The following is a 24021-nucleotide window of genomic DNA, read 5'->3' on the forward strand; positions in this document are numbered from 1 at the left end:
TCGACCTGCCGTCCTGAGGGTCAGGGCGAGCGGTGTCCGCGTCGCACGTGATCGACGCCTCGAGAAAGGTGCCCCATGCGCAGCGCGTTCCACGACCAGCTCGACCTCATCTCCGAGCAGCTGGTGGAGCTGAGCCGGCTCTCCGCGCGCGCCCTCAACCGGGCCACCCAGGCGCTGCTCGAGGGGGACCTGTCCCTGGCCGAGCAGGTCATCACCGAGGACGACGCCATCGACGCCCTGCGCCGCGAGTGCGACAACCGGGCGATCGACGCGCTCGCGCGCCAGCAGCCGGTGGCCACCGACCTGCGCCAGCTGGTCACGACGTTGCGGATGACCTCCGACCTGGAGCGCTCGGGCGACCTGGCCCGCCACGTCGCCAAGCTCACCCGGATGCGCTACCCGGACCCGGTCCTGCCGGAGGAGCTGCGCGAGACGTTCAAGGAGATGGCCCAGGTGGCCGAGCAGATGGTCCTGCGCGCCGGCGAGATCGTGGCCACCAAGGACGTCCGGGGCGCGGCGGAGCTGACGGAGCGCGACGACATCATCGACCGGCTGCACCGCGAGGTCTTCCGGATCCTCCTCGAGCCGAGGTTCGCCTCGCAGAGCCAGCAGGTCGTCATCGACGCCACGCTGCTCTCGCGCTACTACGAGCGGTTCGCCGATCACGCGGTGGCCGTCGCGGTCCGCATCGTCTACCTCGTCACCGGCACCTGGCAGGACGACGAGCCGGAGGTGCCGGGCCGGGAGTGGCGCGAGCACCACGCCAACGGCGCGGTCCCGCGCGCCGAGCAGTGACGCGCGGCTGACGGCATACCCCCCGAGAGCGGGCGCCCGCAGCGACTCAGTGGTCGGACGAACCCTCGTCCTCGGGGAGCGGCTCCACGGTGCCGCCGGCGTCGTCGGCGTACTGCTCGTAGGTCCCCTGCGGCAGCAGCACCGGTGCGGTGCCGACGAGCGTCTCCCCGTCGGCCTGGAGCCGGACCTCGACGCCCTGGCCCGCGGGAGTCTCGACGACCTCCACGATCGTGCGCTGACCCTCGCCGCCCTCGGGGCCGCCGTCCAGGCGCACGCTCGTCCCCGGGTCGACGGTGACCTCGCCGGCGGGCTGCCCGGCCACCGTCACGGTCACCGTGAGGGGTTCGGAGCCGCTGTTCACGAGGCTGCCGGAGAGGACGCCGGGAGCGCCGTCGCCCTGGCTGACCACGAGCACGTCACGGGCGTCGAGCGACTCGCCGTCCATCTCGACGCCGTCGGCCGGGGCGTAGCGCAGCAGGGTGGTCTGGGGGGAGTTCACGCCGCAGGCGCCGAGCGCCAGGGTTCCGGCGGCGAGCGCGCCCACGAGGCTGGCGCGGCGGGTGCGGGACGAGGCAGCGGTCTTCACGGGGCTCACCCTAGCGAAGGCCCTGCCCGGTCGCGCTCGCTGACCGCCCGGATGCCGTGCACGACCCACACCCGGGTGGGTCCCGCGCCCGCTGAACGCCCGGATGCCGTGCACGCCCCACACCTGTGCGTGCCGCGCGCCCGCCGAGTGCCCGGATGCCGTGCACGCCCCCCTCACTCGGGCGAGGTGTGTTCGCGAGACGGCGCGGTCAGCCCGGGTCGGTCCTGCCCGGGCGGCACCGAGAAGCCGGTCGGCGCCGCGACATTCGCCGCCACGAGGCCGGCGTCGGCCCGCCGCCAGCTGCGCCTCGCCCCAGCCCTGCGCTGCGCGGACGTGCGGCTCGGGGTGGTCCTGACCAGCGTAAATGGCAGCGGTGGGATTTAGTGACCTGTGCCACGCGTGGTATCCTGGGTGTCCGCGAAAGGGGCTTTCTGAAGATGACGTTCAAGGTCGGCGAGACGGTCGTGTACCCGCATCACGGTGCCGCGCTTATCGAGGAGATGAAGACCAGGACCATCAAGGGCGAGGAGAAGCTCTATCTCAAGCTGAAGGTAGCTCAGGGGGACCTCACGATCGAGGTCCCGGCGGAGAACTGCGATCTGGTGGGCGTCCGTGACGTCGTCGGCAAGGAGGGCCTGGACAAGGTCTTCGCCGTGCTGCGCGCCGAGCACACCGAGGAGCCGACCAACTGGTCGCGCCGCTACAAGGCGAACCTCGAGAAGCTCGCCTCCGGTGATGTGATCAAGGTGGCCGAGGTCGTCCGCGACCTCTGGCGCCGCGACAAGGACCGCGGCCTGTCCACGGGCGAGAAGCGCCTGCTGAGCAAGGCCCGGCAGATCCTCGTCTCCGAGCTCGCGCTCGCCGAGAAGACCAACGAGGACACGGCCGAGGCCACGCTCGACGAGGTCCTCGCCTCCTGAGCGATCTCGACGACCAGCCCGGCGACGTCGCCGGGACCGGTCTGATCCTGGTCGCCGCCGGTCGGGGCACCCGCCTCGGCGCCGGCCGACCGAAGGCTCTCGTGCCGCTCGGCCACGGCGCCGACGCGGCGCCCATCGTCGTCCACGCCCTGCGCGCAGCCCTGCGCTGCAGGGCGTTGGCGTGCGTGGTGGTCGTCGCATCCCCGGACCACGACGGTATGCAGCAACTCGTCTCCGCCCTCGACGACGCCTTCCCCGGACTCACCGCGGGCGAGGTCCCCGGCCCCGTGGTCTCGGTCGTCGCCGGTGGTGCCGAGCGGTCCGACTCGGTCGCCGCCGGGCTCGCGGCTCTGACGCCCGGCGCCGGGGTGGTGCTCGTCCACGACGCCGCGCGGGCGCTGACGCCCGTCGACGTCTTCGACCGGGTGGTGCACGCGGTGCGCTCCGGGCACGCCGCCGTCACCCCTGCCGTCCCGGTGACCGACACCGTCAAGGAGGTCGAGGTGGGTCCGGGCGGCGTCGAGACGGTGGTCGCGACCTTCGACCGGTCCGTGCTGCGCGCCGTCCAGACGCCCCAGGGCTTCCTGCGCGAGACGCTGGAGCGGGCGCACGAGGAGCACGCCCGGAGCCGCGGGTCGGCGGCGCCCGCCACCGACGACTGCGGCCTGGTCGAGGCGGTCGGCGGACGGGTCACCGTCGTCGAGGGCTCGCCCCGGGCGATGAAGATCACCACCCGCTCCGACCTCGCGCTGGCCGCCGCCTGGCTGACCGAGCAGCCCGTCCCCGCCCCGGGGGGAGCGGTCACGTGAGCCAGCCTCCGGCATACCCGTTGCCGCGCACCGGGATCGGGGTCGACGTCCACGCCTGGGCGCCCGAGGGGGACGACCGGCCGCTGTGGCTGGGGTGCGTGCCGTGGCCCGGTGAGCAGGGCGTCGTCGGGCACTCCGACGGTGACGTGGCGGCCCACGCCGCCTGCAACGCGCTGCTGTCGGCGGCCGGGCTCGGCGACCTGGGCTCGGTCTTCGGCACCGACCGGCCGGAGATGGCTGGCGCCTCGGGCCGGCAGATGCTCGACTACGTCCGCGGCCTCCTGGAGGCGCAGGGCTGGACGATCGGCAACGTCGTGGTCCAGCTCGTCGCCCGCCGACCCAGGATCGGCCCTCGGCGGGCCGAGATGGAGCAGGCGATGTCGGCCGCGCTCGGCGGCGCGTCCGTCTCCGTCAGCGCCGCGACCACCGACGGCCTCGGGTTCGTCGGGCGCACCGAGGGGCTCGTCGGCCTCGCGACCGCCCTGGTCGCGCGCGCCTGACCCCTACCCCCGCGCCTGACCCCTACCCGCCCGCGCCCGGCTCGCCGTGGTCGGGGTGGCGCCGGTCGAGGATGCGCTCGCGCACATGACGGCGAAGCACCTTGCCGAGCTGGCTGCGGGGCAGGTCCTCGAGGATGTGCACGGCGCGGGGGACGGCATAGCGGGAGACCTTGCCGTGCAGCCACTCCCGGACGGCGGCGAGGTCGACCGCCGCCCCCGGCTCGAGCACCAGCGCGGCGACCGCGTGCTCGCCGAGGGCCGTGTCCGGCATCCCGACGACCGCCACGTCCACAACCCCCGGCATGCCGCGCACGGCCTGCTCGACCTGGGTGGGGTAGATGTTGAAGCCGCCGGAGATGATGAGCTCCTTGCGCCGGTCGGCGAGCGCGACGAACCCGTCCGCCGGGTCGCGCCGGACCAGGTCGCCGGTGCGCAGCCACCCACCCGGCAGCAGCACCTGGGCGGTCTCCTCGGGGGCGTCGAGGTAGCCCCCGAACACCTGCGGCCCGCGGACGAGCAGCTCGCCCACCTCACCGTCCGGCACGTCCGGCGCCTCGGGGTCCTCCTCGACCCGGTCGGGGTCGACGACGCGGATGGAGGTGCCCGGGAACGGGATCCCCAGGGTGCCCGGCCGGCGTCCCGGCCCGAACGGGTTGCCGAGCGCGATGGGGGAGCACTCCGTCATGCCGTAGCCCTCGATGACCAGCCCGCCGGTCGCCTCCTCCCAGCGTCTCGCGACCTCGGGGTCCAGGGACATCGCGCCGGAGATGGCGTAGCGCAGCGGCCGCAGGAGGTCGGGGTCGGCGGTGGTCGCCGCGGCCGCGAGCCGGTCGAGCATCGGGGGGACCCCGGCGAGGAAGGTCCACGGCCGACGCCGGATCGCGGCCACGACGGTGTCCACCTCGAAGCTGGGCAGCACCACCTGGGTCGCGCCCATCGACACCGCGAACGTCAGCGACAGCGTCATCCCGAAGGCGTGGAAGAACGGCAGCACCGCCCCGAAGGTCTCCTCGCCCTCGCGCAACCCGGGCACCCACTGCCGTCCCTGGGCCACGTTGGCCATGAGGTTGGCCTGCGTCAGCGGCACGAGCTTGGGGGTTCCGGTCGTCCCACCCGTGGGGAGCAGCACGGCGACGTCGTCCGGGGAGGGGGTATGGCGTGCCGCTCCCGTCGGTCGGGCCGACGCCACGGCGCGGTCCCAGGAGGCGACGCCCGCGGGCACGGCCGCGCGCAGCCTGGCCCGCTGGGTCCGGGCGGGCTTGAGGGGCAGCCTGAGCAGGAGGCGGGTGCGGCGCGGCATCGCGGCGCTGAGGTCGACGGCGAGCACGGTGCGCTCCTGCACCCGGTCCGCCTCGTCCTGGCCCGGGAGCGCGGTGGCGACCGCGTGCTCCCAGGCGAGCACCACCCGGGCGCCGTGCATCCGCAGCTGGGCGCGGACCTCCTCGGGGGCAGCCAGCGGGTTGTGCTCGGCGACGGTGGCGCCGAGGGAGGTGATCGCGTAGAAGGCGACCACGTGCTGCGGGCAGTTGGGCAGGATCACGCCCACCCGGTCCCCGGGTCCCACCCCCTGGCCACGCAGGACCTCGGCGGCCGCGGCGACCTGGCCGGCCAGCTCGGCGTAGGTGGTGCGTGCCCCGAGGAAGTCGATCGCGACGCGCGTCGGCCACCGCCTGGCCGCTTCGGAGAGCAGGTCGGTGCTCGACCCCGAGGGGGTGAGCGTCAGCGGGATGAGGGGTTCGGCGCCAGTCACGGCACAAACCTACGCTCCCGTAGGTCCGCGGCCCACCCGACCGTGAACCCCGTCCCTGCGGGGCGCGGGCGTAGACTCCCGCCGCGTGGTCGACCTGCTGGCGGGACGCCCGGTCCTGCTCCTCTTCGCCGTCCTCGCCGTCGGCACCGCCGTGGGGGCGGTGCGGCTTCGCCGCGTCTCGCTCGGGCCGGCCGCGGTCCTCTTCACCGCGCTCGCCTTCTCGGCCGCCGACGAGCGACTGGCACTGCCCGAGGTGCTCGGCACCTTCGGCCTGGCGGTCTTCGCGTATGCCGTCGGCGTCACCGCCGGGCCGTCCTTCTTCGCCTCGCTGCGCACGGGGCTGCGCCCGGTCAGCGTGGTCGTGGCCGTGCTCGTCGGGCTCGGTCTGGTGGCCTGGGGCATCGGACGTCTGCTCGGCCTGACGCCCGGCCACGTCGCCGGGCTCTACGCGGGTGCGCTCAACAACACCCCCGCCCTCGCCGCGGCGATCCTGCGGCTGGACGGCTCGCCCGACCCGACCGTGGCCTACTCCATGTCCTACGTCGGCGGCGTCGTCCTGCTGCTCGCCGCCGCGACCTGGGCGTTGCGCAGCGGCGACCGGCACCCGACCGCGGACGACCGCTCCAGGCCCTCGCCGGTGCGCAACGCCACGATCCTCGTCGAGCGGGACAACGCGCTGGCGGTCTCCGAGCTCAGCTGGACGCCGCACGGACGCGTCCTCTTCTCCCGCTACCAGGGCGGTGACGGGACGACGCGGATCGTGCAGGGGGACACCGTCCTGCGCCCCGGCGACCAGGTCCTGGCGATCGGTCCCGAGCGGGCCCTGCAGCACCTCACCAAGCAGCTGGGCAGGCGGTCCGGGGAGTCCCTGGAGGCCGAACGGACCGACCTCGACTACCGGCGGATCGTGCTGTCGCAGCGGCACTTCTACGGCCGGACGGTCGCCGACCTGGACCTCTTCGCCCGGTTCGGCGCCCGGGCCACCCGTGTCCGCAGGGCCGACCAGGACTTCCTGGCCACCGACGACTTCGTGCTCCAGGCCGGGGACCGGGTCCGGGTCGCGGCGCCGCGCGAGCAGATGAGGCTCGTGGCGGCATACCTGGGCGACAGCGAGCACGGGACGTCCGACATCAACCCGCTGGGGCTGGCGCTCGGGCTGACCGCCGGGCTGGCGCTCGGCGCGGTGCCCCTGCCGGTCCCCGGGCTGGGGACGCTGGAGCTCGGGCAGGCCGCCGGCCCGCTGGTCGTGGGGCTGGTGCTCGGGCGCACCGGCCGGACCGGCCGGGTGGTGTGGACGCTGCCGCACCAGGCCGCGGAGACGCTGACCCAGATCGGGCTGCTCGTGTTCCTCGCCTACGCCGGGGGTCGGGCCGGGTCGGCCTTCGTCGACGCGCTGAGCGACCCGCTCGGCCTGCAGCTGGTCGGCGCCGGGCTCGTCCTCAGCGGCCTGCACGCCGCCGCCCTGCTGCTCCTCGGACGCGCCTGGCTGCGGCAGGCGGGGCCCCGCCTCGCCGGGGTGGTCGCCGGCTCCCAGACGCAGCCGGCGATCCTCGCCCAGGCGCAGGAGCGCACCGGTCACGACCCCCGGGTGGCGCTGGGCTACGCGATGGTCTACCCGGTCGCGATGGTCGTCAAGATCCTCGTCGCCCAGGTGCTGACGCTGGTCTGAGCGCGCGCCGCGGGGGGACGGGCGGGGCGCCCGCGCACCTGTCGGTGCCACGGCATACGGTGTGGTCAGCACCGGAGCCGCACCGAGGAGGTCACCCATGCCGCAGACCGTCAGAGGCGTCATCGCCCGCAGCAAGGGGGCGGAGGTGGAGGTCGTCGACATCGTCGTCCCCGACCCGGGGCCGGGAGAGGCGGTGGTGCGCGTGGAGGCCTGCGGCGTGTGCCACACCGACCTGCACTACCGCGAGGGCGGGATCAACGACGAGTTCCCGTTCCTGCTGGGGCACGAGGCCGCGGGGACGGTCGAGGCGGTCGGCGAGGGCGTGACGGACGTGGCGCCCGGCGACTTCGTCATCCTCAACTGGCGGGCGGTGTGCGGGCAGTGCCGGGCGTGCGCCAAGGGCCGGCCGTGGTACTGCTTCGCCACCCACAACGCGACGCAGAAGATGACGCTGGCCGAGGGTGACCCGATGGCCGGGACCCAGCTGTCCCCGGCCCTGGGCATCGGTGCCTTCATCGAGAAGACCCTGGTCGCCGCGGGCCAGTGCACGAAGGTGGACCGGGAGGCCTCCGCCGCGGCGGCGGGTCTGCTGGGGTGCGGCGTGATGGCCGGCTTCGGCGCGGCCGTCAACACCGGCGGCGTGAGCCGTGGTGACTCGGTGGCGGTCATCGGGTGCGGCGGGGTCGGCGACGCCGCGGTCGCCGGGGCCGCACTGGCCGGTGCGACCACCGTCATCGCCGTGGACGTCGAGGACCGCAAGCTCGAGGGGGCGCGCCGGTTCGGCGCCACGCACACGGTCAACAGCCGGGAGACCGACCCGGTCGAGGCGATCCGCCAGCTCACCGGCGGCCACGGGGCCGACGTCGTCATCGAGGCGGTGGGCCGCCCCGAGACCTATCGTCAGGCGTTCTACGCCCGCGACCTCGCCGGGACCGTGGTGCTCGTCGGCGTGCCGACGCCGGAGATGGAGATCACCCTCCCGCTGCTGGACGTCTTCGGGCGCGGCGGGGCGCTGAGGTCGAGCTGGTACGGCGACTGCCTGCCCAGCCGCGACTTCCCGATGCTCATCGACCTCTACCGGCAGGGTCGCTTCGACCTCGACGGGTTCGTCAGCGAGACGATCGGCCTGGAGGAGGTGGAGCAGGCGTTCGACAAGATGCACGGTGGCGAGGTGCTCCGCTCGGTCGTGGTGCTCGACCAGAAGAAGGAGCAGGTATGACGCAGCAGCCCACCTCGGGCGGGACCGCCCGCATCGACCACGGTGTCACCACCGGCACCTTCGAGCTCGACGGCGGGGTGTGGGAGGTCGACAACAACGTCTGGGTGCTGGGTGACGACCAGGAGTGCGTCGTCCTCGACGCCCCCCACGACGCGACGACGATCATGAAGGTCGTCGGCGACCGGAAGGTCACGGCGATCCTGCTCACCCACGCGCACTCCGACCACGTCGACGCCGTGTTCGACCTGCAGGAGCGCACGGGGGCACCGATCCACCTGCACCCGCTGGGCCGCCCGCTGTGGGACCTCGTCCACCCCGGCCGGGACTGGGACGAGGAGCTGTCCGACGGGCAGACGATCGAGGTCGCCGGGGTCACGCTGCACGTGCTGCACACACCCGGGCACGCCCCGGGAGCGTGCTGCTTCCACGTGCCGGAGCTCGGTGTCGTCTTCACCGGTGACACCCTCTTCGAGGGCGGCCCCGGCGCGACCGGCCGCTCGCACAGCGACTTCGGCACGATCGTCGACTCGATCACCGAGAGGCTGCTGACGCTGCCGGAGGACACCGTCGTGCACACGGGGCACGGCAGCGACACCACCATCGGCGCCGAGAAGCCCCACCGCCAGGAGTGGCTCGACCGCGGCCACTGACCCGCAGGGTGCCCGTCGTGCCCCGACCGGGAGCGTGTTGCGCCCTCCGGAAGCGGTTGCCGGGCGCGCTGAACCTTCCGACCCCGGCGGTCGACATACCTGACGAGACACCCCGCCGGGGTGTCCGGGACAGGCAGGGGGCAGGGTCATGAGGACGACACGAAGGACGGCGGTGGCCGCGGCAGCGCTCATCGCGCTCGGCGGGATCGCGCCCGCCACGGCCATGACGGCACCGGCAGCGATGCCCACGGCCGCGGTGAGCTGCGGCGTGACGTGGGGCTCGCTCGCGAAGGCGGCCAGCGACAGCCGGCTCGGGGACGGCACCATCACCAACGTCCGGTCCGGCCGGCACACGTGCTTCGACCGGGTGGTCGTGGACGTGGCCGGGATCCCGGCGAGCAAGGTCGGCTACCACGTGCGCTACGTGGACACCGTCCGGGCGCCGGGCTCCGGCCTGGCGGTCCCGCTCGCCGGTGGCGCACGGATGCAGGTCGAGGTGACGGTGCCCGCCTACGACTCGTCCGGCCGGGCGACGTACCGGCCGGCGGACCGCACCAAGGTGGTGAACGTCACCGGCTACGACACGCTGCGTCAGGTGGCGCTCGCCGGTTCGTTCGAGGGCCAGACGACGTTCGGCGTCGGGGTGCGAGCCCGGCTGCCGATGCGGGTCATGGTGCTGGACGGGCCCGGGACGGGGTCACGACTGGTGATCGACGTCGCGCACCGCTGGTGACGGTCCTGCCGGGAGCGCGGTCGCTGGCCGACCGCGCTCCCGGTCGGGTGCCCGCTCGCTCACGGTCGAGCGCCTGCCGCGCCCCGGTCGGGTGCCTGCCTCACTCCCGGTCAGGAGGCGGTGAGCACCTCGGTGAGGGCGCCCAGCAGGGCCTCGTCCAGCCGGGCCGCCAGGAGCTCGCTGACCAGCGCGCCCCGGGGACCGTCGACGCCGCGGGTGAGCAGACCCCACACCTCGTCCTTGGTGCCGTGCTCCACCTCGGCCGCGTCGAGGAGGGCGAAGCACTCCTCGAGGACGGGCGGGGCGGACGGGGGGCCCTCGAGACTCACCGTGACCTGCTCGCCGACGGGCACGTCGCGCACCACCACCGGCTCTCCCTCCGCCCCGACCACACGGACCGTCCAGGTCCGCACGGCCGGCAGCACGCCGAGGTCGCCCTCGGCCGGACCGACGGTCAGCGAGCGGGCCGCCCGGTCCAGGCGCAGCGGCGTGCGGGCCAGACGCCGCGTCGCGGCCGGCCCGTCGTCGTCCTCGACGAGGACGTGCTCCCCGTCGGCGTCGGCGAAGACGCGCAGCTCCAGGTGGGTCGGCAGTTCCACCCCGTCCGCGACCTCCTCCTCGGCGACCATCGGCAGCACCGTCCCGGCGCGCGCGAGGACCACCGTGTGCGCCAGGTCCCGCCACGCGGTCAGCGGCCGTCCCTCCGCGCCCGCCTCGTAGCGCCGCCCCGTCTCCAGGTCGAACCACGTGCCCGGCGGGAGCCACAGGTCGACGCGGGCCAGCCCCACACGTGGGTCGCGGGGCTCCACCACGGGGGCGCACAGCAGGTCGGCGCCGAAGAAGTAGGTCGCGCGGTGCGCGTAGGCCTCCGCCCGCCCGGGGAAGCGGTGGTAGACCGGCTCCGCCAGCGGGATCCCCTCGACGCTCGCCCGCTCGGCCATCGTCGCCAGGTAGGGCACGAGCCGGTGCCGCAGCCGCAGCGCGTCCCCCATCAGCGCCGCCGCCTCCGGCCCGAACCGCCACGGCTCCTTGCCCTGGAACGGGCTGGCGGTCGCGTGCAGCCGGTTGACCGGCGACCACACACCGAGCTGGACCCACCGGACCGCCAGCTCGACGTCCTTGCGCCCGCCCCAGTGGCCGCCGATGTCGTGGCTCCACCAGCCGTAGCCGATGTTCGCCGCGCTCGCCGTGAACTCCGGCTGGAAGCGCAGCGAGGCCCAGCTGATCACGGTGTCGCCGGAGAAGCCGACCGGCGTGCGGTGCGACCCCGGCCCCGCATAGCGCGAGAACACCAGCGGCCGCCTCCCGGTCGAGCCGAGCTCGGCGAAGTGGCGCTCGTTGAGGACCCACAACGGGTCCAGCCCGGGCACCGCCGAGTGCTCACCCTGCTGCCAGTCGATCCACCAGAAGTCCACCCCGGTTCGCTCCATCGGGTGGGCGACGTGCTCGAAGAAGGCGGAGAGGAAGGTCTCGGACGTCGCGTCGAACGCCACCGCGGCCCCGCTCGCCGGGTCGACCCCCACGGCCTCCGCGACCGCGGGATAGGCGTCCTCGAACGCCCGCACCCCGTCGGCCGGGTGGTCGTTCAGGGTCACCCGCAGCCCCCGCCGGTGCAGCTCGGTCAGGAAGCGCCCGGGGTCGGGGAAGAGCGCGGGGTCCCAGGTGTAGCCGGTCCACCCGGAGCCGTGGCTCGGGTCGACGTCGGTCACGTGCCAGTCCATGTCGAGCACCGCCACCGCGAACGGCACCCGGTCGGCGGCGAAGCGGTCGAGCAGCCGGAGGTAGTCCTCCTCCGAGTAGGGGTGGTAGCGGCTCCACCAGTTGCCCAGCACGAACCGCGGCACCCGCGGCACCGGCCCGGTGAGCGCGTGGAAGTCGCGCAGCGCGGCGCGGTAGTCAAGGCCGTGCGCGAAGACGTAGAGGTCGACCGCCCCCGGCTCGCGCTGGGCCACCTCCGTCACCCCCGGCCCGGTGCGCGCCAGGCTGGTCGAGTCGTCGAGCACGGCGAACCCGTCCCGCGAGACGATCCCGGGCTCCAGGTCGCACCGCCCGTCCACCTCGTCCAGGGTGCGGGCGGTGCCGTCGAGCACGCGCCCCGGGCGCGGGGGCACGCCATACCTCCAGGTCGAGTGGTATGACGTCACGCCGCCTCTGACCTGCAGGAACAGCCCCGACGGGGTGGGCTCGGCACCGTCGTAGTAGAGGTCGACGCCGGTGGTGCGCACGTGCACCCCGTCGCGCCAGGGGGCGACGTCCGCCTCGACGTCGCCGCCGAGGTCGCGGTGCAGGACCACCTGGGTCGGGGTGTCGGTGAACCCCCGGCCGCCCGGTGACCACTCGAAGCGCACGAGCTGCGGGCTGAGGACGGACAGGCGGGCATGGTCGCTCTCGTGGACGATCCGCATGCCGCCACGCTAGGCCACGAGGTGCTGCTAGCTGCTGCCCCCGGCCGAGGCGGCGACGGCGGCGGCGGCGCCGGCGGCCGCGGCGGCCTCCTGCACCGCCCGCGCGACGGCCTCGGGCGCCCACCGGCCGGCGAGGATCTCCTTGCCCCGGCGCTTCACCTCACGGTTGGGCAGGCCGGGACGCAGCTCCTTGGCCACGACCTTGGGCAGGGCGTCGACCGCGTAGAGCAGCGAGACGAGGGCACCGGTGCGGGGGCCGGCCTCCGCGGCCCCGGTGATCACCCGGACGAGGTCGGCCAGCGCCGCGTCGCGCGGCCCCACGGTCTGGACCGGCCAGCGGGTGGTCAGGGTCAACCCGGCCAGCGTCACCGGCTCGGGCCGGACCAGCTCGCGGCGCACGAGGCTGTCGAGCACCGGTTGCAGCAGCTGCCGGCCGACCTTCTCCAGGATGTCCTTGGGCTTGCGGCCCTCGCGCTCGGCGAGCAGGGCGAACGCCTGGTCGAGCAACGGGTCACCGGACGGGCCGCCCGTCACCACGCGCAGGCGCTTGCGCTCGTCGACCGTCAGCTGCTCCCGCAGGGCCAGCTCGCTGAGGAACGCGCCCGCGAGCGCGACGTTGCGGTTGCTGCTCAGCAGGTTGCGCCCCTCCACGTCGGTCGCGACCAGCAGGAGCTCCTCGGCGATCGTCAGCATGCTCGGACGGTACCGCGACCCGGGTCCGGGGGAGCGGGCCCGCCTGCGCGCGGACGGGCACCGCCCCGCCCGCCGGTAACCTTGGCCGGGTGACCCTGCGCCTGTACGACACCGCCTCCCGCGAGCAGCGCCCGTTCGAGCCGCTCGAGCCGGGCCGGGTCGGCATGTACATCTGCGGCCTCACGACCCAGGGCAGCCCCCACATCGGCCACGTCCGCTTCGCCGTCGCCTTCGACGTCCTGCGTCGCTGGCTGGAGCGCGGTCACGGCTACCAGGTCACGCTCGTGCGCAACGTCACCGACATCGACGACAAGATCCTGGCGAAGGCCGCCGAGGCGGGGGAGCCGTGGTGGGCCTGGTCCTACCAGCACGAGCGGGAGACGACGCGCGCGCTCGAGCTGCTCGGCGTGCTGCCGCCGACCTACGAGCCGCGGGCGACCGGGCACATCACCGAGCAGGTCGAGCTCATCGACGCGCTCGTGGAGCGGGGCCACGCCTACGCGGCCGAGGACGGCAGCGGCGACGTCTACTTCGACGTCCGCTCCTGGCCCTCCTACGGCGAGCTGACCCGGCAGCGGCTGGAGGACATGGAGCCGGCCACCGACGCCGACCCGCGGGGCAAGCGCGACCCGCGCGACTTCGCCCTGTGGAAGGGCTCCAAGGCCGGCGAGCCGGAGACCGCGTCCTGGCCCACCCCCTACGGCCGGGGGCGGCCGGGCTGGCACCTGGAGTGCTCGGCCATGGCGCGCAAGTACCTCGGCGACGCCTTCGACATCCACGGCGGCGGCGTCGACCTGCGCTTCCCCCACCACGAGAACGAGCAGGCGCAGTCGCGCGCGGCGGGCCTGGACTTCGCCGGCACCTGGCTGCACAACGCCTGGGTGACCGTCAGGGGCTCGAAGATGGGCAAGTCGCTGGGCAACGCGCTCGCGGTCACCGAGCTCACGCGCACCGTGCGGCCGCTCGTCCTGCGCCACTACCTCGGCGCCGCGCACTACCGCTCGACGATCGAGTACGGCGAGGGCAGCCTCGACGAGGCGCTCGCCGCGGTGGAACGCATCGAGGGGTATGTCGAGCGCCTCCAGGAGGTCGTCGGGGAGCCGGCCGACGAGCTGCTCGCCGCCTCGCGCGCGCTGCCGGCGGAGCAGGCCTTCCCGGTGGCGTTCCGGGACGCGCTCGACGACGACCTCAACGTGCCCGGTGCTCTCGCGGTCGTCTTCGGCGTGGTGCGCGAGGGCAACCGGGCGATGGACGCCCGCCCGGACGGGGTCGACCAGGGGGCGGCACGGCATACCCTGCTGCAGCTGCTCGCCATGCTCGACGTGCTGGGCACCAACCCCCTGGACCCCGCGTGGGGCGGTGCCGCAGGTGGCGGCGGCCGCGCCGAGGAGGTGCTCGGGGCGCTCGTGCAGGAGCGCCTGGCAGCCCGGGCCGCGGCCCGGGCGGAGAAGGACTTCGCGACGGCAGACGCCATCCGCGACCAGCTGACGGCGCTCGGCGTCGTCATCGAGGACACCCCCGCCGGTGCGCGCTGGACGCTGCTCCGGGGGACGAGGAGAGCACTCTGATGGCTACCGGCAACCAGCGTCGACGCGGCGCCCGCACGAGCAACAAGAAGGGTGCCGTGGTCGGCTCGGGCGGGCAGCGGCGCAAGCAGCTCAAGGGCCGCGGCCCGACGCCCCGCGCCGAGGACCGGGTGGGTCACGTCGCCTCCCGGCGCGCGGCCCGGGACGCCAAGGAGGGGGGTGCGGCGTCCGGCCGTGGAGGGTCGGGACGCCCGGGCCCGTCCCGACGCCCCAAGGGCTCGACCGAGATGGTCGCGGGGCGCAACAGCGTGCTCGAGGCGCTGCGCACGCACATCCCCGCCAGTACGCTCTTCGTCGCCTCGCGGATGGAGTCCGACGACCGGGTGCGGGAGGCGATCACGCTGGCGACCGAGCAGGGCGTGGCCGTGCTCGAGGCGCCCAAGGCCGAGATGGACCGGCTCACCGACGGTGCCGTGCACCAGGGGCTGGCGCTGCAGGTGCCCCCCTACGAGTACGCCCACCCCGACGACCTGCTCGACGTCGAGCTGCCGGGGCTGCCGCTGATCGTGGCGCTGGACGGGGTGACCGACCCGCGCAACCTGGGCGCGATCATCCGCTCGGTCGCGGCGTTCGGGGGGCACGGCGTCGTGGTGCCCTCCCGGCGCTCGGTCGGGATGACGGCGTCCGCGTGGAAGACGGCGGCCGGCGCCGCCGCGCGGATCCCGGTCGCGCAGGCGACCAACCTGACGCGCGCGCTGGAGGCCTACCGCAAGGCCGGGTTCTTCGTCGTCGGCCTCGACGCCGACGGGGACGTCGAGCTGCCCGGGCTGGCGCTGGCCGACCGCCCGCTCGTGGTCGTCGTCGGGTCCGAGGGCAAGGGCCTCTCGCGCCTGGTGCGCGAGACCTGCGACCAGATCGTCTCGATCCCGATGGCCGGGGTCACCGAGTCGCTCAACGCCGGCATCGCGGCCGCGGTGACGTTGTACGAGATCCGCCGGTCCCGCCAGACGCGCTGACCGGGCCGCCCCCGCCGGCAGCCCTCACCGGCCGCCCTCACCCGTGCGCGTCTCGCCCTCGTGCACCCGGTGGACGGGGGCGACGGTGACGTCGTCGATCTTCCAGTCCATCGCGCGCAGGTCGTCCCCGACCTGGGTGAGCCGGGCCAGGTCGGCCCGGCCGTCGCGGGGGACGAGGCGGACCTCGACGTGGAAGACGTGACCCATGTCGCGGACCCGGGTGTGGTGGTCCCGGATCCACGGCCGCGAGTCGAGGTAGGCCTCGAGCCGCCCGACGAGCGGGTGCTCCTCGGCGTCGTCGACGGTGCGCGCGGTCCTGTCCATCAGCCCGGTGACGGCGTGCTGCACGTTGCTCCACCCGTCGTGCAGGATGCTCAGCGCGATGAAGAGCGCGGCGGCGGCGTCCGCCCACCACAGGCCCACCCCGATGCCGAGCACCCCGACGATCGCCCCGCCCGCGGTCATCCAGTCCGCCTTGTTCATCTGGGCGTCCGCGTGGAGCACCTTGTCGTGCAGCTGGTCCGCGAGCGGCAGCTTCATCCGTCCCAGGATCACCGGGCCGACCAGCGTGTAGACCATCACCGCCACCATCGGCCAGCCGGCCCACACCGTCTGCCCGAGCAGCTGCATCGTGCCGATGGGCGGGTGGTCCCGCTCGATCAGCCCCGACGCGGAGTCGTAGACGAGGAACAGCCCCATCGTGAGCAGGGCGACCGCGGCGACGAGGTGGCCCACCGCCACCGACCGGTGCCGGCCGAACGGGTAGGCGCGGTCCGGCTCGTTCGCGGCCACCCGGGCCCCCACGAGGAAGGCGATCGGGGGGATGAGCGAGAGCAGGTCCTCGATCCAGGCCGCCTGCATCGCCTGCGAGCTGCCCATGACGAGCCCGACGAGCACCACCCCGGTGCCCAGGTAGGCGAGTGACACCCACTCCAGCCGCCGTGCCCTGCGGAGCACCTCCTGCACGTCCTCCGGCAGCTCCGTGCGGCCGAAGTGGGTGCCGTGCCGCGGGCCCGAGGACATCGCCCGCGCCAGGGAGGTCATCAGCGCGCCTCCTCGTCGAGGAACCGCTCCAGCTCGCTCATCAGCAGGTTCTCGCCCCTGACCACCGCCATCACGTGCTTGACCGTCCGACCGTGCTCGGAGGTCTCCAGGTAGGGGCGGGTCAGCCCGACCTTCTTCGACCAGGGGGACTTGCTGGTCAGCCCGCCGACCACGACGTCCAGCTCGCCCTCCTCCAGGAGGCGCACCAGCTCCTCCTCCCCCTCCACGACATACTCCGGCTCCGCGCCCTGGGCGCGGGCGAACTGCTCGACGAGCTCGACCTCGGTGCCGCCCGGCTCGCCGTCCGGGGTCGCTGGCAGGGTGGTGAAGGGAGGGTGGGGCGAGACGCCGACGCGCAGCTCGCCCGAGGTGCGCACCCGGTTCAGGGTGCCGTCGGGGTCGGTGGGGATCGAGACGCCGCAGCCGCCGAGGAGCGCGGCGCTCAGGAGGCCGGCGGCGAGGACCCGTGCACGGGCAGGAGGACTGGCCACAGGGTCGAGTATGCCGAGCCACGCGCCGTCCGCACGCCGGGACGACGGCGCCCGCCCAGGGGCCGGTGCTCAGTCCAGCCGGGCCTGGATCGGGATCTCCTCGGTGTCGACGCCGACGACGGCGACCTCGTCGGGCTTGCCGGGCAGCACGGTGGCGACGTAGTCGCGGACGGTGTCCTCGATGGCCATGTCGTGCCCGGCGCGCTCGGAGAGATACCACCGGTGCTCGAGGATCTCGTGGAACAGCTCGGCCGGCTCCAGCTTGGCCCGCAGCTCCGGGGGGACGGTGCGGGTCACGGGCTCGTAGATCCTGCTGATCCAGTCGTGGGCGACCACCGACTCGTCGTCACCCTGCCGGTCGGTGGACGCGCGGTAGGAGTCGAGGTCGTTGAGGAGGCGCCTGGCCTGGTTCTCCTCGACGTCGAGGCCGGTGAGGCGCATCAGGCGGCGGGAGTGGTGCCCGGCGTCGACGACCTTGGGCTGGATGCGGATGTGGGTGCCGTCGAGGTCGGTGCTCATCTCCAGCTCGTCGACGTCGAAGCCGAGGTTGTTGAGCCGCCGGATACGCTCGTCCACGCGCCACCGGTCACCCTGCTCGAAGCGCTCCTCGCTGGTCAGCTCGTTCCACAGGAGGTCGTAGCGGTGCATGATCAGGTTGGCGATCTCGATCGGGTCCTCCCCCTCGTCGAGGTAGCCGCCGGCCTCGAGGTCCATCAGCTCGCCCGCGATGTTGCCGTGGGCCACGAAGAGGTCGTGCTCGCGCTGACCGCGGGAGAGCTCGCGGTGCAGTTCCGCGGTCTCGGCGTCGACGAGGTAGGCCGCGTAGTCGCCGGCGTCCCGGCGGAAGAGCGTGTTGGACAGCGAGACGTCCCCCCAGAAGCAGCCGGCGAGGTGCAGCCGCACGAGGAGCACGGCCAGCGCGTCGAGGGTGCGGCGGGCGGTGTCGGGTCGCAGCCGCTGGGAGAAGACGACGCGGTAGGGCAGGGAGAAGCGCAGGTGGCGGGTGATCAGGCAGGCGTCCAGGGGACTGCCGTCGGCGGCGACCCGGCCCGAGACGACCGCGAGCGGCTCGACGGCAGGCTGGCCCATCCGCCGCAGGTTGCGCAGCGTCTGGAACTCGCGACGGGCCAGCGGCTCGCTGATCTCCTTGACCGCGAGCACGTCGCCGGTGAGCTTGACGAAGCGGACGACGTGGCGGGAGATGCCCCGGGGCAGGGCCGCGAGATGCTCCTCGGGCCACTCCTCGAGAGGGATGGACCAGGGGAGGTCGAGCAGCGCCGGGTTCGGCGAGATCGCGGTGAAGTCGATCGCCATACCGGCCACCCTATTGCGACCAGGCCCACGGTGTGCTGGCCGTCCACCCCACCGAGCCCTCGGTGTGCGCTCCCCTCACCCCACCGAGCCCTCGGTGTGCGTCCTCAGCCCTGCGGCAGAGCAGCGAGCCGCACGAACCGCCCGCGCCAGCGCACCCAGCCGCGGAACGTCATACCCGCCCCTCGGTGCATCCCCTCCCGGACCCGTCTCACCACCGCGTCCGGCGCCGTCCGGATCTCCGAACCGGTCCACCGCACGCCGACGAGCCCTAGCGCCTCCAGTCGACGGTGCCGCGCGGCCTCCGCGTACAGCTTCGACCTTGCCCGCTCCTCGTCGTCGAGCGCGGAGCCGTCGTCCAGGAAGTACTTGCCCTGCCCGTCCGCCTCGCCGAAGGTGCGCTGGCCCGGCCACAAGCCGTCCACGCGCCCGACGAAGGCGAAGTGCTCGTCGTAGACCTCGACCTGCGGAAGCGGCATCGGGTGCCCGCGAGCATGGAAGGTGACGAAGGAGTAGCTCTCGAGCCAGCTCTCTCGCACCGGATCAACGAGCTTCAGCGACTCCCGCGCCTGAGGCCGGCCCCGCCACCGTACCTGCCGGTCCAGCTCCTCGCGCACCGCGTCGAGGGTCACGAGGCCGCGGGCGACCGCCCGATCGGTCATGGCGACGGCGTACGGTGGCCGCCTCGTGCGCAGGACGTCGGCGACCGTCCGTGGCAGCGTCGTGGTGCGGATCGTCTCGACCGCCACGATCGGCGTCGCGGAGGAGTCCGCGTGGTGGATGACGAGACCCTCGTGACGCCTCGACTTGGGGCTGCGATCGACAACGGTGAGCTCCACGGGCGACCCGGCGGCGATCACGATCTCGAGGCCATGGAAGACCGCCGCGCTGGTGTGGCTGGCCACCGCGCCCGGGAAGCGTTGCAGCGCAACATGCAGCCTGTGCAGGTGATCCGCGCGCAGGAGGTCCCAGGAGGCGCCCGTGCCGTCGAGGGTCAGGGTCGGGGCGTAGACGCCGCGTGCCTCCCGGTGGACGTCACCTGCCCTCAGAGCCTGCCCGAGCTCCGCACGGCTCAGCCCCCTGGACAGCGCCTGCCGGTAGGTGAAAGCAGTGCGGGGAAGGTCCAGGGCCATGGACATACCGTGGCCGTTCGCCCCGCCTCGCCGCTGACCGATTGCTCAAACCTGTGGACAACCGGGGTATGACCTTGGCCCGGGACGTGCACACCGTGGGCTCGGTGGGGGAGACGGGGAGCACACCGTGGCCTCGGTGGGAGAGGGGGGCGGCACACCGTGGTCTCGGTGGAAAGGGGGAGGGCCGGTGTCGCCACCGGCCCTCCTGGTGCGTGCGCGGGTCCGGGCGGACCCTCCCGGTCAGCCGCTGATGCGCTCGCCGGTCTCGAGGTTGAAGAGGTGCAGGTGCTCGCCCTTGGGCTGGAAGTGCACGATCTCGCCCTTCTTCGGCGGGACGCGGCCGTCGACGCGCGCGATGAACGGCTTGTCGGTCGGGCCGCTGCCGGGCAGCTCGCCGTAGATGTACGCGTCGGCGCCGAGCTCCTCGACGACGTCGATCTCGATCGGCAGGCCACGACCGGAGTCGGACATCTCCAGGTCCTCGGGACGGACGCCGAGCACGACCTCCTTGCCGCCCTTGGCCAGGATCTCCCGCTCGATCGGCTGCGTGTAGTCACCGAGCTTGATGCCGCCGTCGGCGACCGGCACCGTCATGAGGTTCATGGCGGGGGAGCCGATGAAGCCGGCGACGAAGACGTTGTTCGGGTGGTCGTACATGTGCCGTGGGGCGTCGCACTGCTGGAGGATGCCGTCCTTGAGCACCGCCACCCGGTCGCCCATCGTCATCGCCTCGACCTGGTCGTGCGTGACGTAGACGGTGGTGACGCCCAGACGCCGCTGCAGCGAGGCGATCTGGGTGCGGGTCTGGACGCGCAGCTTGGCGTCGAGGTTGGACAGCGGCTCGTCCATGAGGAAGACCTGCGGCTGACGCACGATGGCGCGGCCCATGGCGACACGCTGGCGCTGACCACCGGAGAGGGCCTTCGGCTTGCGCTCGAGGTAGGCCTCCAGGTCGAGGATCTTGGCGGCCTCCTCCACCCGCTGGCGGATGTCCGACTTGGACTTGCCGGCGATCTTCAGGGCGAAGCCCATGTTGTCGGCGACGGTCATGTGCGGGTAGAGCGCGTAGTTCTGGAACACCATCGCCACGTCGCGGTCCTTGGGGGGCATGTGGGTGACGTCGCGGTCGCCGATGAGGATGCGGCCGCCGTTCACCTCCTCCAGGCCCGCGAGCATGCGCAGCGAGGTGGACTTGCCGCAGCCGGAGGGACCCACGAGGACGAGGAACTCCCCGTCGGCGATCTCGATGTTCAGCTTGTCGACCGAGGGGCTGTCAGCGCCGGGGTAGATGCGCGTGGCCTGGTCGAACGTCACTGTTGCCATGTTCTGCTCCTTCACCGGCAGGTACGTGCCGGACGATCCGTCGTAAAGGATGCCCCGCAGGCGGGCGCCGACGGGGGGTGCTGCGTCGGTCGACGTCGGCGACAGGGGTATGGCGTGCCCGGGCGCCGTTGCCGGTGACGAAAGTCACGCTAGCAGACACCGCGGTTCATCTGTTGCAAGATCTTGCAAAAGGGTGGTCCGGGTCTGCATACTGATCCCACACCCCGACATCCGGCGTCTTCAGAGCCGGGTGTCAGCCCGGGCGACGTGGCTCTCCACGGGCCGTCCCGCGCACCAACGGTTCGAAGGAGAACGCATGAAGCGCACCTCTGGGGCAGTCGCGGTCGTCAGCGCCGCCGCCCTGCTGCTGTCCGCCTGCGGTGGAGACACCGACACCCCCGCCACCCCCGCCGCGACCAGCGACGACACCGACTCGGAGACCGGCGACGCCGCCGCCGAGGAGACCGAGGAGGAGGAGGCTCCGGCTGACGAGGCCGCGAGCACCGAGCCCCCCGTCCGCGACGCGAACGCCGAGCTGGTCATCTGGTCCGACGACGTCCGAGCCCCCATCCTCACGGAGTGGGCCGAGCAGTTCGGCGAGGAGTACGGCATCACCACGCAGGTGCAGGTCGCCACCGACGTGCGCCAGCAGTTCAAGGACGCCACCAACGTCGACCAGGGCCCGGACATCGTCGTGGGTGCCCACGACTGGCTGGGTGAGTTCGTCCAGGACGGCATCGTCTCCCCGGTCCAGATGTCGGCCGACACCCAGGCCCTCTTCACCGAGGACTCCCTCGAGGCCACCAAGTACGACGGCCAGATCTACGGCGTCCCCTACGCCACCGAGTCCCTGGGCCTCATCCGCAACACCGCGCTGGCCCCCGACGCCCCGGCGTCCATGGAGGAGCTCGTCGCGACCGGCAAGGAGCTGGTCGACGCCGGCGACGCCGACCAGGTCATGGTGACCCCCGTGGGCCAGCAGGGCGACGCCTACCACGCGTTCCCCTACCTGTCCGCCTACGGCGGCGGTATCTTCGGCACCAACGAGGACGGTGGCTGGGACCCCAACAACGTCATCGTCGGCTCAGAGGAGACGATCCAGGGTGGCGAGAAGATCGCCTGGCTGGCCGAGGAGGGTGCGCTCAACGTCAACATCGACTTCCCGACGATGGAGTCGCTGTTCGCCGAGGGCCGCACCCCCTACATGGTCGCCGGCCCGTGGGCCATCCCGAACGTGCAGGGCGCCGAGATCGAGTACGCGGTCGACCCGATCCCGGACTTCGAGGACGGTGGCACGACGATCCCGTTCCTCGGCGTGCAGATGTTCTACGTCTCCGCGAAGGCCGCGAACCCGACCCTCGCGCAGGAGTTCGTCAACACCTACGTCACCAACGAGGAGATGCAGCTCGCGCTCTTCGAGGCCGGCCAGCGTCCCCCGGCGCTGATCTCGGCCCTGGAGACCGTCTCCGCCGACGACGCGGACATCGAGGCCTGGTCGGCCGCCGGTGAGGGCGCCTCCCCGATGCCGAACATCCCCGCGATGAACGCCGTCTGGGGCCCGCTGGGCCAGGCGACCGCCGACATCGTGGGCGGCGACGACGCCGCAGAGCGCCTCACGGCTGCTCAGGAGGAGATCGTCGGCAACATCGAGTGACGACGGTCTGAGAAGACCGTCCGGGTCGGCCCGGCGACCGCAGTCCCGTCGCCGGGCCGACCCGAACCCCCCCAGCCCCACCCCCGCAGGCAGTCGTAGACCACCACCTCCCGGACGCCGGTGTCCCGGCCCGACCCACTGGAGACGACGATGTCCCAAGCTCCCCCCACCCGTGACGAGGCGAACGCGGCCCTGCGCAGCCTGAGGCCCTCGGACGAGGACCACCTCGAGTTCGGCCAGCGCACACCGCTGTGGGTCCAGGTCGTCAAGTGGGGTCTCATCCTCCTGACCCTCGTCGTCCTGGGGTATGTCGCCCAGCAGCTGATCGAGGCGGGGCACTGGCTGATGGTCAGCCTCACCGCCTTCGTCGGCATCTGCGTCCTGGCGGTCTACGCCACGCGCCGCGCCGTCCCGGCCAAGTACCTCCTGCCCGGCGTCGTGCTGATGCTCGCCCTGCAGATCTGGCCGCTCCTGTACACGGTGAGCATGTCCTTCACCAACTACGGCGCGGGGCACCTCTTCACCAAGGAGGAGTCGATCGCCTCGATCGAGGCCAACTCGGTCCGTGAGGTGGAGGGCTCCTTCCGCTACGCGCTCAACCTCGCGGTGCCCGAGGGGGCCGATGTCGCCACCGGCGACATCGCCTACCTCCTGACGAACCCGGACGGTGAGTTCTTCGTCGGGACGCTCGACGGGCTGGAGCCCCTGGCGCCGGAGGGCGTCGAGGCCGGCCCCACCGGCCGCATCATCTCGGCCCCGGGATGGACCATCCTGACGCCCCAGGAGGTCAACGCCCGGTCCGCGGACCTGGCCGACTTCGCGGTCCCGGTGCTCAACGACGCGGGGGAGGCGACCGGCGGGATCAAGCAGGTCGGCCTGTCCGAGGCGTTCGTCGGCCAGCCCACCCGGGTGCACGACCCGGAGACCGACACCATCACCGACCAGGTGACCGGGACCGTCTACACGCCCCAGGACGCCCAGTGGGTCCCCGAGGGCGGGGAGGGGGGAGCGCTGCCGCAGGGCTGGCGCGAGAACGTCGGTTTCGAGAACTACACCGACGCCTTCACCAACCCGACGCTGAGGGACGGCCTGACGAAGATCTTCATCTGGAACGTCTTCTTCGCCGCGTTCACCGTCGCGAGCACCTTCCTCCTGGGTATGGCGATCGCGTTGCTGATGAACGACGAGAGGCTCAGGGGGAAAGCGATCTACCGCTCGCTGCTGATCCTCCCCTACGCCCTGCCCGTCTACGTGACGGCCCTGGTGTGGGCCTCGATGTTCAACCAGGAGTTCGGCCTGATCAACAACATCTTCGGGATGAACATCAACTGGCTCGGCGACCCCAACTGGGCTCGAACAGCCGTGCTGCTCACCAACCTGTGGCTGGGCTTCCCCTACTGGTTCATCGTCTGCACGGGTGCCCTGCAGGCCATCCCCGGCGACGTGCGCGAGGCGGCGGCCATCGACGGGGCCGGCCCCATCCGCACCATCCGCTCGGTGATCATGCCGCTGCTGCTCGTCGCGGTCGGGCCGCTGATGATCGCCTCGTTCGCGTTCAACTTCAACAACTTCGGTCTGATCTTCCTGCTCACCGAGGGCGGTCCCTTCGTCGGCGGCCAGGCCCAGATCGGCTCCACCGACCTGCTCATCACGCTGGCCTACCGGCTGGCCCTGGGCGGGGTGACCCCGAACTTCGGGTTCGCGTCCGCGATCTCCGTCATCATCTTCTTCCTGGTGGCCGTGATCAGCTACATCGGCTTCCGCCAGACCAAGGCCCTCGAGGACGTGAACTGA

The 24021-nt window shown here is 73.0% G+C and carries 21 protein-coding genes; 12 read left to right on the top strand and 9 right to left on the bottom strand.

What is annotated here, in order from left to right; all coding sequences use genetic code 11:
• Positions 1-75: 75 nt before the first annotated feature.
• Positions 76-795, top strand: coding sequence for a phosphate signaling complex protein PhoU (gene phoU / locus D4B81_RS15870; RefSeq protein WP_122263661.1), 720 nt, complete (start codon positions 76-78; stop codon positions 793-795).
• A gap of 46 nt (positions 796-841) precedes the next feature.
• Here the strand turns inward: phoU and D4B81_RS15875 are convergent, their stop codons facing one another.
• The gene (locus D4B81_RS15875; protein WP_097188807.1) at positions 842-1381 is read right to left on the bottom strand and encodes a hypothetical protein; all 540 of its coding nucleotides are present in this window, start codon (positions 1379-1381) and stop codon (positions 842-844) included.
• Between the two features lie 437 nt (positions 1382-1818).
• On the opposite strand from D4B81_RS15875, the gene D4B81_RS15880 reads away from it, so the two are divergent.
• The 3 genes from D4B81_RS15880 (at position 1819) to ispF (ending at position 3610) form a co-directional block, all read left to right on the top strand.
• Positions 1819-2301 (top strand): CarD family transcriptional regulator, encoded by a 483-nt coding sequence (locus tag D4B81_RS15880; RefSeq protein ID WP_022921966.1) that lies wholly within the window; start codon positions 1819-1821, stop codon positions 2299-2301.
• A gap of 101 nt (positions 2302-2402) precedes the next feature.
• Entirely contained in the window at positions 2403-3110 is a 708-nt protein-coding gene (locus tag D4B81_RS15885) for an IspD/TarI family cytidylyltransferase (RefSeq protein WP_237566053.1), read from the top strand.
• The gene (gene ispF, locus D4B81_RS15890) at positions 3107-3610 is read left to right on the top strand and encodes a 2-C-methyl-D-erythritol 2,4-cyclodiphosphate synthase (RefSeq protein ID WP_122263663.1); all 504 of its coding nucleotides are present in this window, start codon (positions 3107-3109) and stop codon (positions 3608-3610) included. Before D4B81_RS15885 ends, ispF begins: the two co-directional genes overlap by 4 nt.
• Positions 3611-3632: 22 nt before the next feature.
• Here ispF and D4B81_RS15895 read toward each other — a convergent pair whose 3' ends face one another.
• Positions 3633-5360, bottom strand: coding sequence for an AMP-binding protein (locus D4B81_RS15895; RefSeq protein WP_122263664.1), 1728 nt, complete (start codon positions 5358-5360; stop codon positions 3633-3635).
• An 85-nt stretch (positions 5361-5445) separates the two neighbouring features.
• Between D4B81_RS15895 and D4B81_RS15900 the strand changes: the two genes are divergently transcribed.
• The 4 genes from D4B81_RS15900 (at position 5446) to D4B81_RS15915 (ending at position 9631) form a co-directional block, all read left to right on the top strand.
• On the top strand, positions 5446-7029 hold the full coding sequence (locus tag D4B81_RS15900; protein ID WP_122263665.1) for an aspartate:alanine exchanger family transporter: 1584 nt from the start codon (positions 5446-5448) through the stop codon (positions 7027-7029).
• A 97-nt stretch (positions 7030-7126) separates the two neighbouring features.
• The gene (locus D4B81_RS15905) at positions 7127-8248 is read left to right on the top strand and encodes an S-(hydroxymethyl)mycothiol dehydrogenase (RefSeq protein WP_122263666.1); all 1122 of its coding nucleotides are present in this window, start codon (positions 7127-7129) and stop codon (positions 8246-8248) included.
• A complete protein-coding gene (locus tag D4B81_RS15910; RefSeq protein ID WP_122263667.1) occupies positions 8245-8898 on the top strand; it encodes an MBL fold metallo-hydrolase in 654 nt (217 codons plus the stop codon). Before D4B81_RS15905 ends, D4B81_RS15910 begins: the two co-directional genes overlap by 4 nt.
• A gap of 148 nt (positions 8899-9046) precedes the next feature.
• On the top strand, positions 9047-9631 hold the full coding sequence (locus tag D4B81_RS15915; protein ID WP_122263668.1) for an AMIN-like domain-containing (lipo)protein: 585 nt from the start codon (positions 9047-9049) through the stop codon (positions 9629-9631).
• A 110-nt stretch (positions 9632-9741) separates the two neighbouring features.
• Here the strand turns inward: D4B81_RS15915 and D4B81_RS15920 are convergent, their stop codons facing one another.
• A complete protein-coding gene (locus D4B81_RS15920) occupies positions 9742-12036 on the bottom strand; it encodes a glycoside hydrolase family 31 protein (RefSeq protein WP_122263669.1) in 2295 nt (764 codons plus the stop codon).
• A 27-nt stretch (positions 12037-12063) separates the two neighbouring features.
• Positions 12064-12729: a GOLPH3/VPS74 family protein gene (locus tag D4B81_RS15925; RefSeq protein ID WP_122263670.1), complete on the bottom strand. Its 666-nt coding sequence runs from the start codon at positions 12727-12729 to the stop codon at positions 12064-12066.
• 89 nt (positions 12730-12818) lie between these two features.
• On the opposite strand from D4B81_RS15925, the gene cysS reads away from it, so the two are divergent.
• Complete coding sequence (gene cysS, locus D4B81_RS15930; RefSeq protein WP_097188798.1) at positions 12819-14297, top strand: cysteine--tRNA ligase; 1479 nt, start codon at positions 12819-12821, stop codon at positions 14295-14297.
• On the top strand, positions 14297-15271 hold the full coding sequence (rlmB, locus tag D4B81_RS15935; protein ID WP_122263671.1) for a 23S rRNA (guanosine(2251)-2'-O)-methyltransferase RlmB: 975 nt from the start codon (positions 14297-14299) through the stop codon (positions 15269-15271). The genes cysS and rlmB overlap by 1 nt, the downstream gene beginning before the upstream one ends.
• A 24-nt stretch (positions 15272-15295) precedes the next feature.
• On the opposite strand, the gene D4B81_RS15940 is transcribed toward rlmB, so the two are convergent.
• The 5 genes from D4B81_RS15940 to D4B81_RS15960 form a co-directional block, all read right to left on the bottom strand.
• Positions 15296-16315 carry a cation diffusion facilitator family transporter gene (locus tag D4B81_RS15940; RefSeq protein ID WP_237566054.1) on the bottom strand — a complete coding sequence of 340 codons (1020 nt, stop codon included), beginning with the start codon at positions 16313-16315 and terminating at the stop codon, positions 15296-15298.
• Entirely contained in the window at positions 16315-16806 is a 492-nt protein-coding gene (locus D4B81_RS15945; RefSeq protein WP_122263672.1) for a transporter substrate-binding domain-containing protein, read from the bottom strand. The genes D4B81_RS15940 and D4B81_RS15945 overlap by 1 nt, the downstream gene beginning before the upstream one ends.
• A 69-nt stretch (positions 16807-16875) precedes the next feature.
• Positions 16876-18120 carry a DUF4032 domain-containing protein gene (locus D4B81_RS15950; protein ID WP_122263673.1) on the bottom strand — a complete coding sequence of 415 codons (1245 nt, stop codon included), beginning with the start codon at positions 18118-18120 and terminating at the stop codon, positions 16876-16878.
• Positions 18121-18224: 104 nt separating this feature from the next.
• On the bottom strand, positions 18225-19250 hold the full coding sequence (locus tag D4B81_RS18240) for a type IV toxin-antitoxin system AbiEi family antitoxin domain-containing protein (protein WP_161965215.1): 1026 nt from the start codon (positions 19248-19250) through the stop codon (positions 18225-18227).
• Between the two features lie 240 nt (positions 19251-19490).
• The gene (locus tag D4B81_RS15960; protein WP_097188793.1) at positions 19491-20573 is read right to left on the bottom strand and encodes an ABC transporter ATP-binding protein; all 1083 of its coding nucleotides are present in this window, start codon (positions 20571-20573) and stop codon (positions 19491-19493) included.
• A gap of 316 nt (positions 20574-20889) precedes the next feature.
• On the opposite strand from D4B81_RS15960, the gene D4B81_RS15965 reads away from it, so the two are divergent.
• Both D4B81_RS15965 and D4B81_RS15970 read left to right on the top strand, forming a co-directional pair.
• Entirely contained in the window at positions 20890-22227 is a 1338-nt protein-coding gene (locus D4B81_RS15965) for a sugar ABC transporter substrate-binding protein (RefSeq protein WP_122263674.1), read from the top strand.
• A gap of 150 nt (positions 22228-22377) precedes the next feature.
• A complete protein-coding gene (locus tag D4B81_RS15970) occupies positions 22378-24021 on the top strand; it encodes an ABC transporter permease subunit (RefSeq protein ID WP_122263675.1) in 1644 nt (547 codons plus the stop codon).

The organism is Ornithinimicrobium cerasi, from assembly GCF_003702705.1.
Lineage (GTDB): Bacteria > Actinomycetota > Actinomycetes > Actinomycetales > Dermatophilaceae > Ornithinicoccus > Ornithinicoccus cerasi.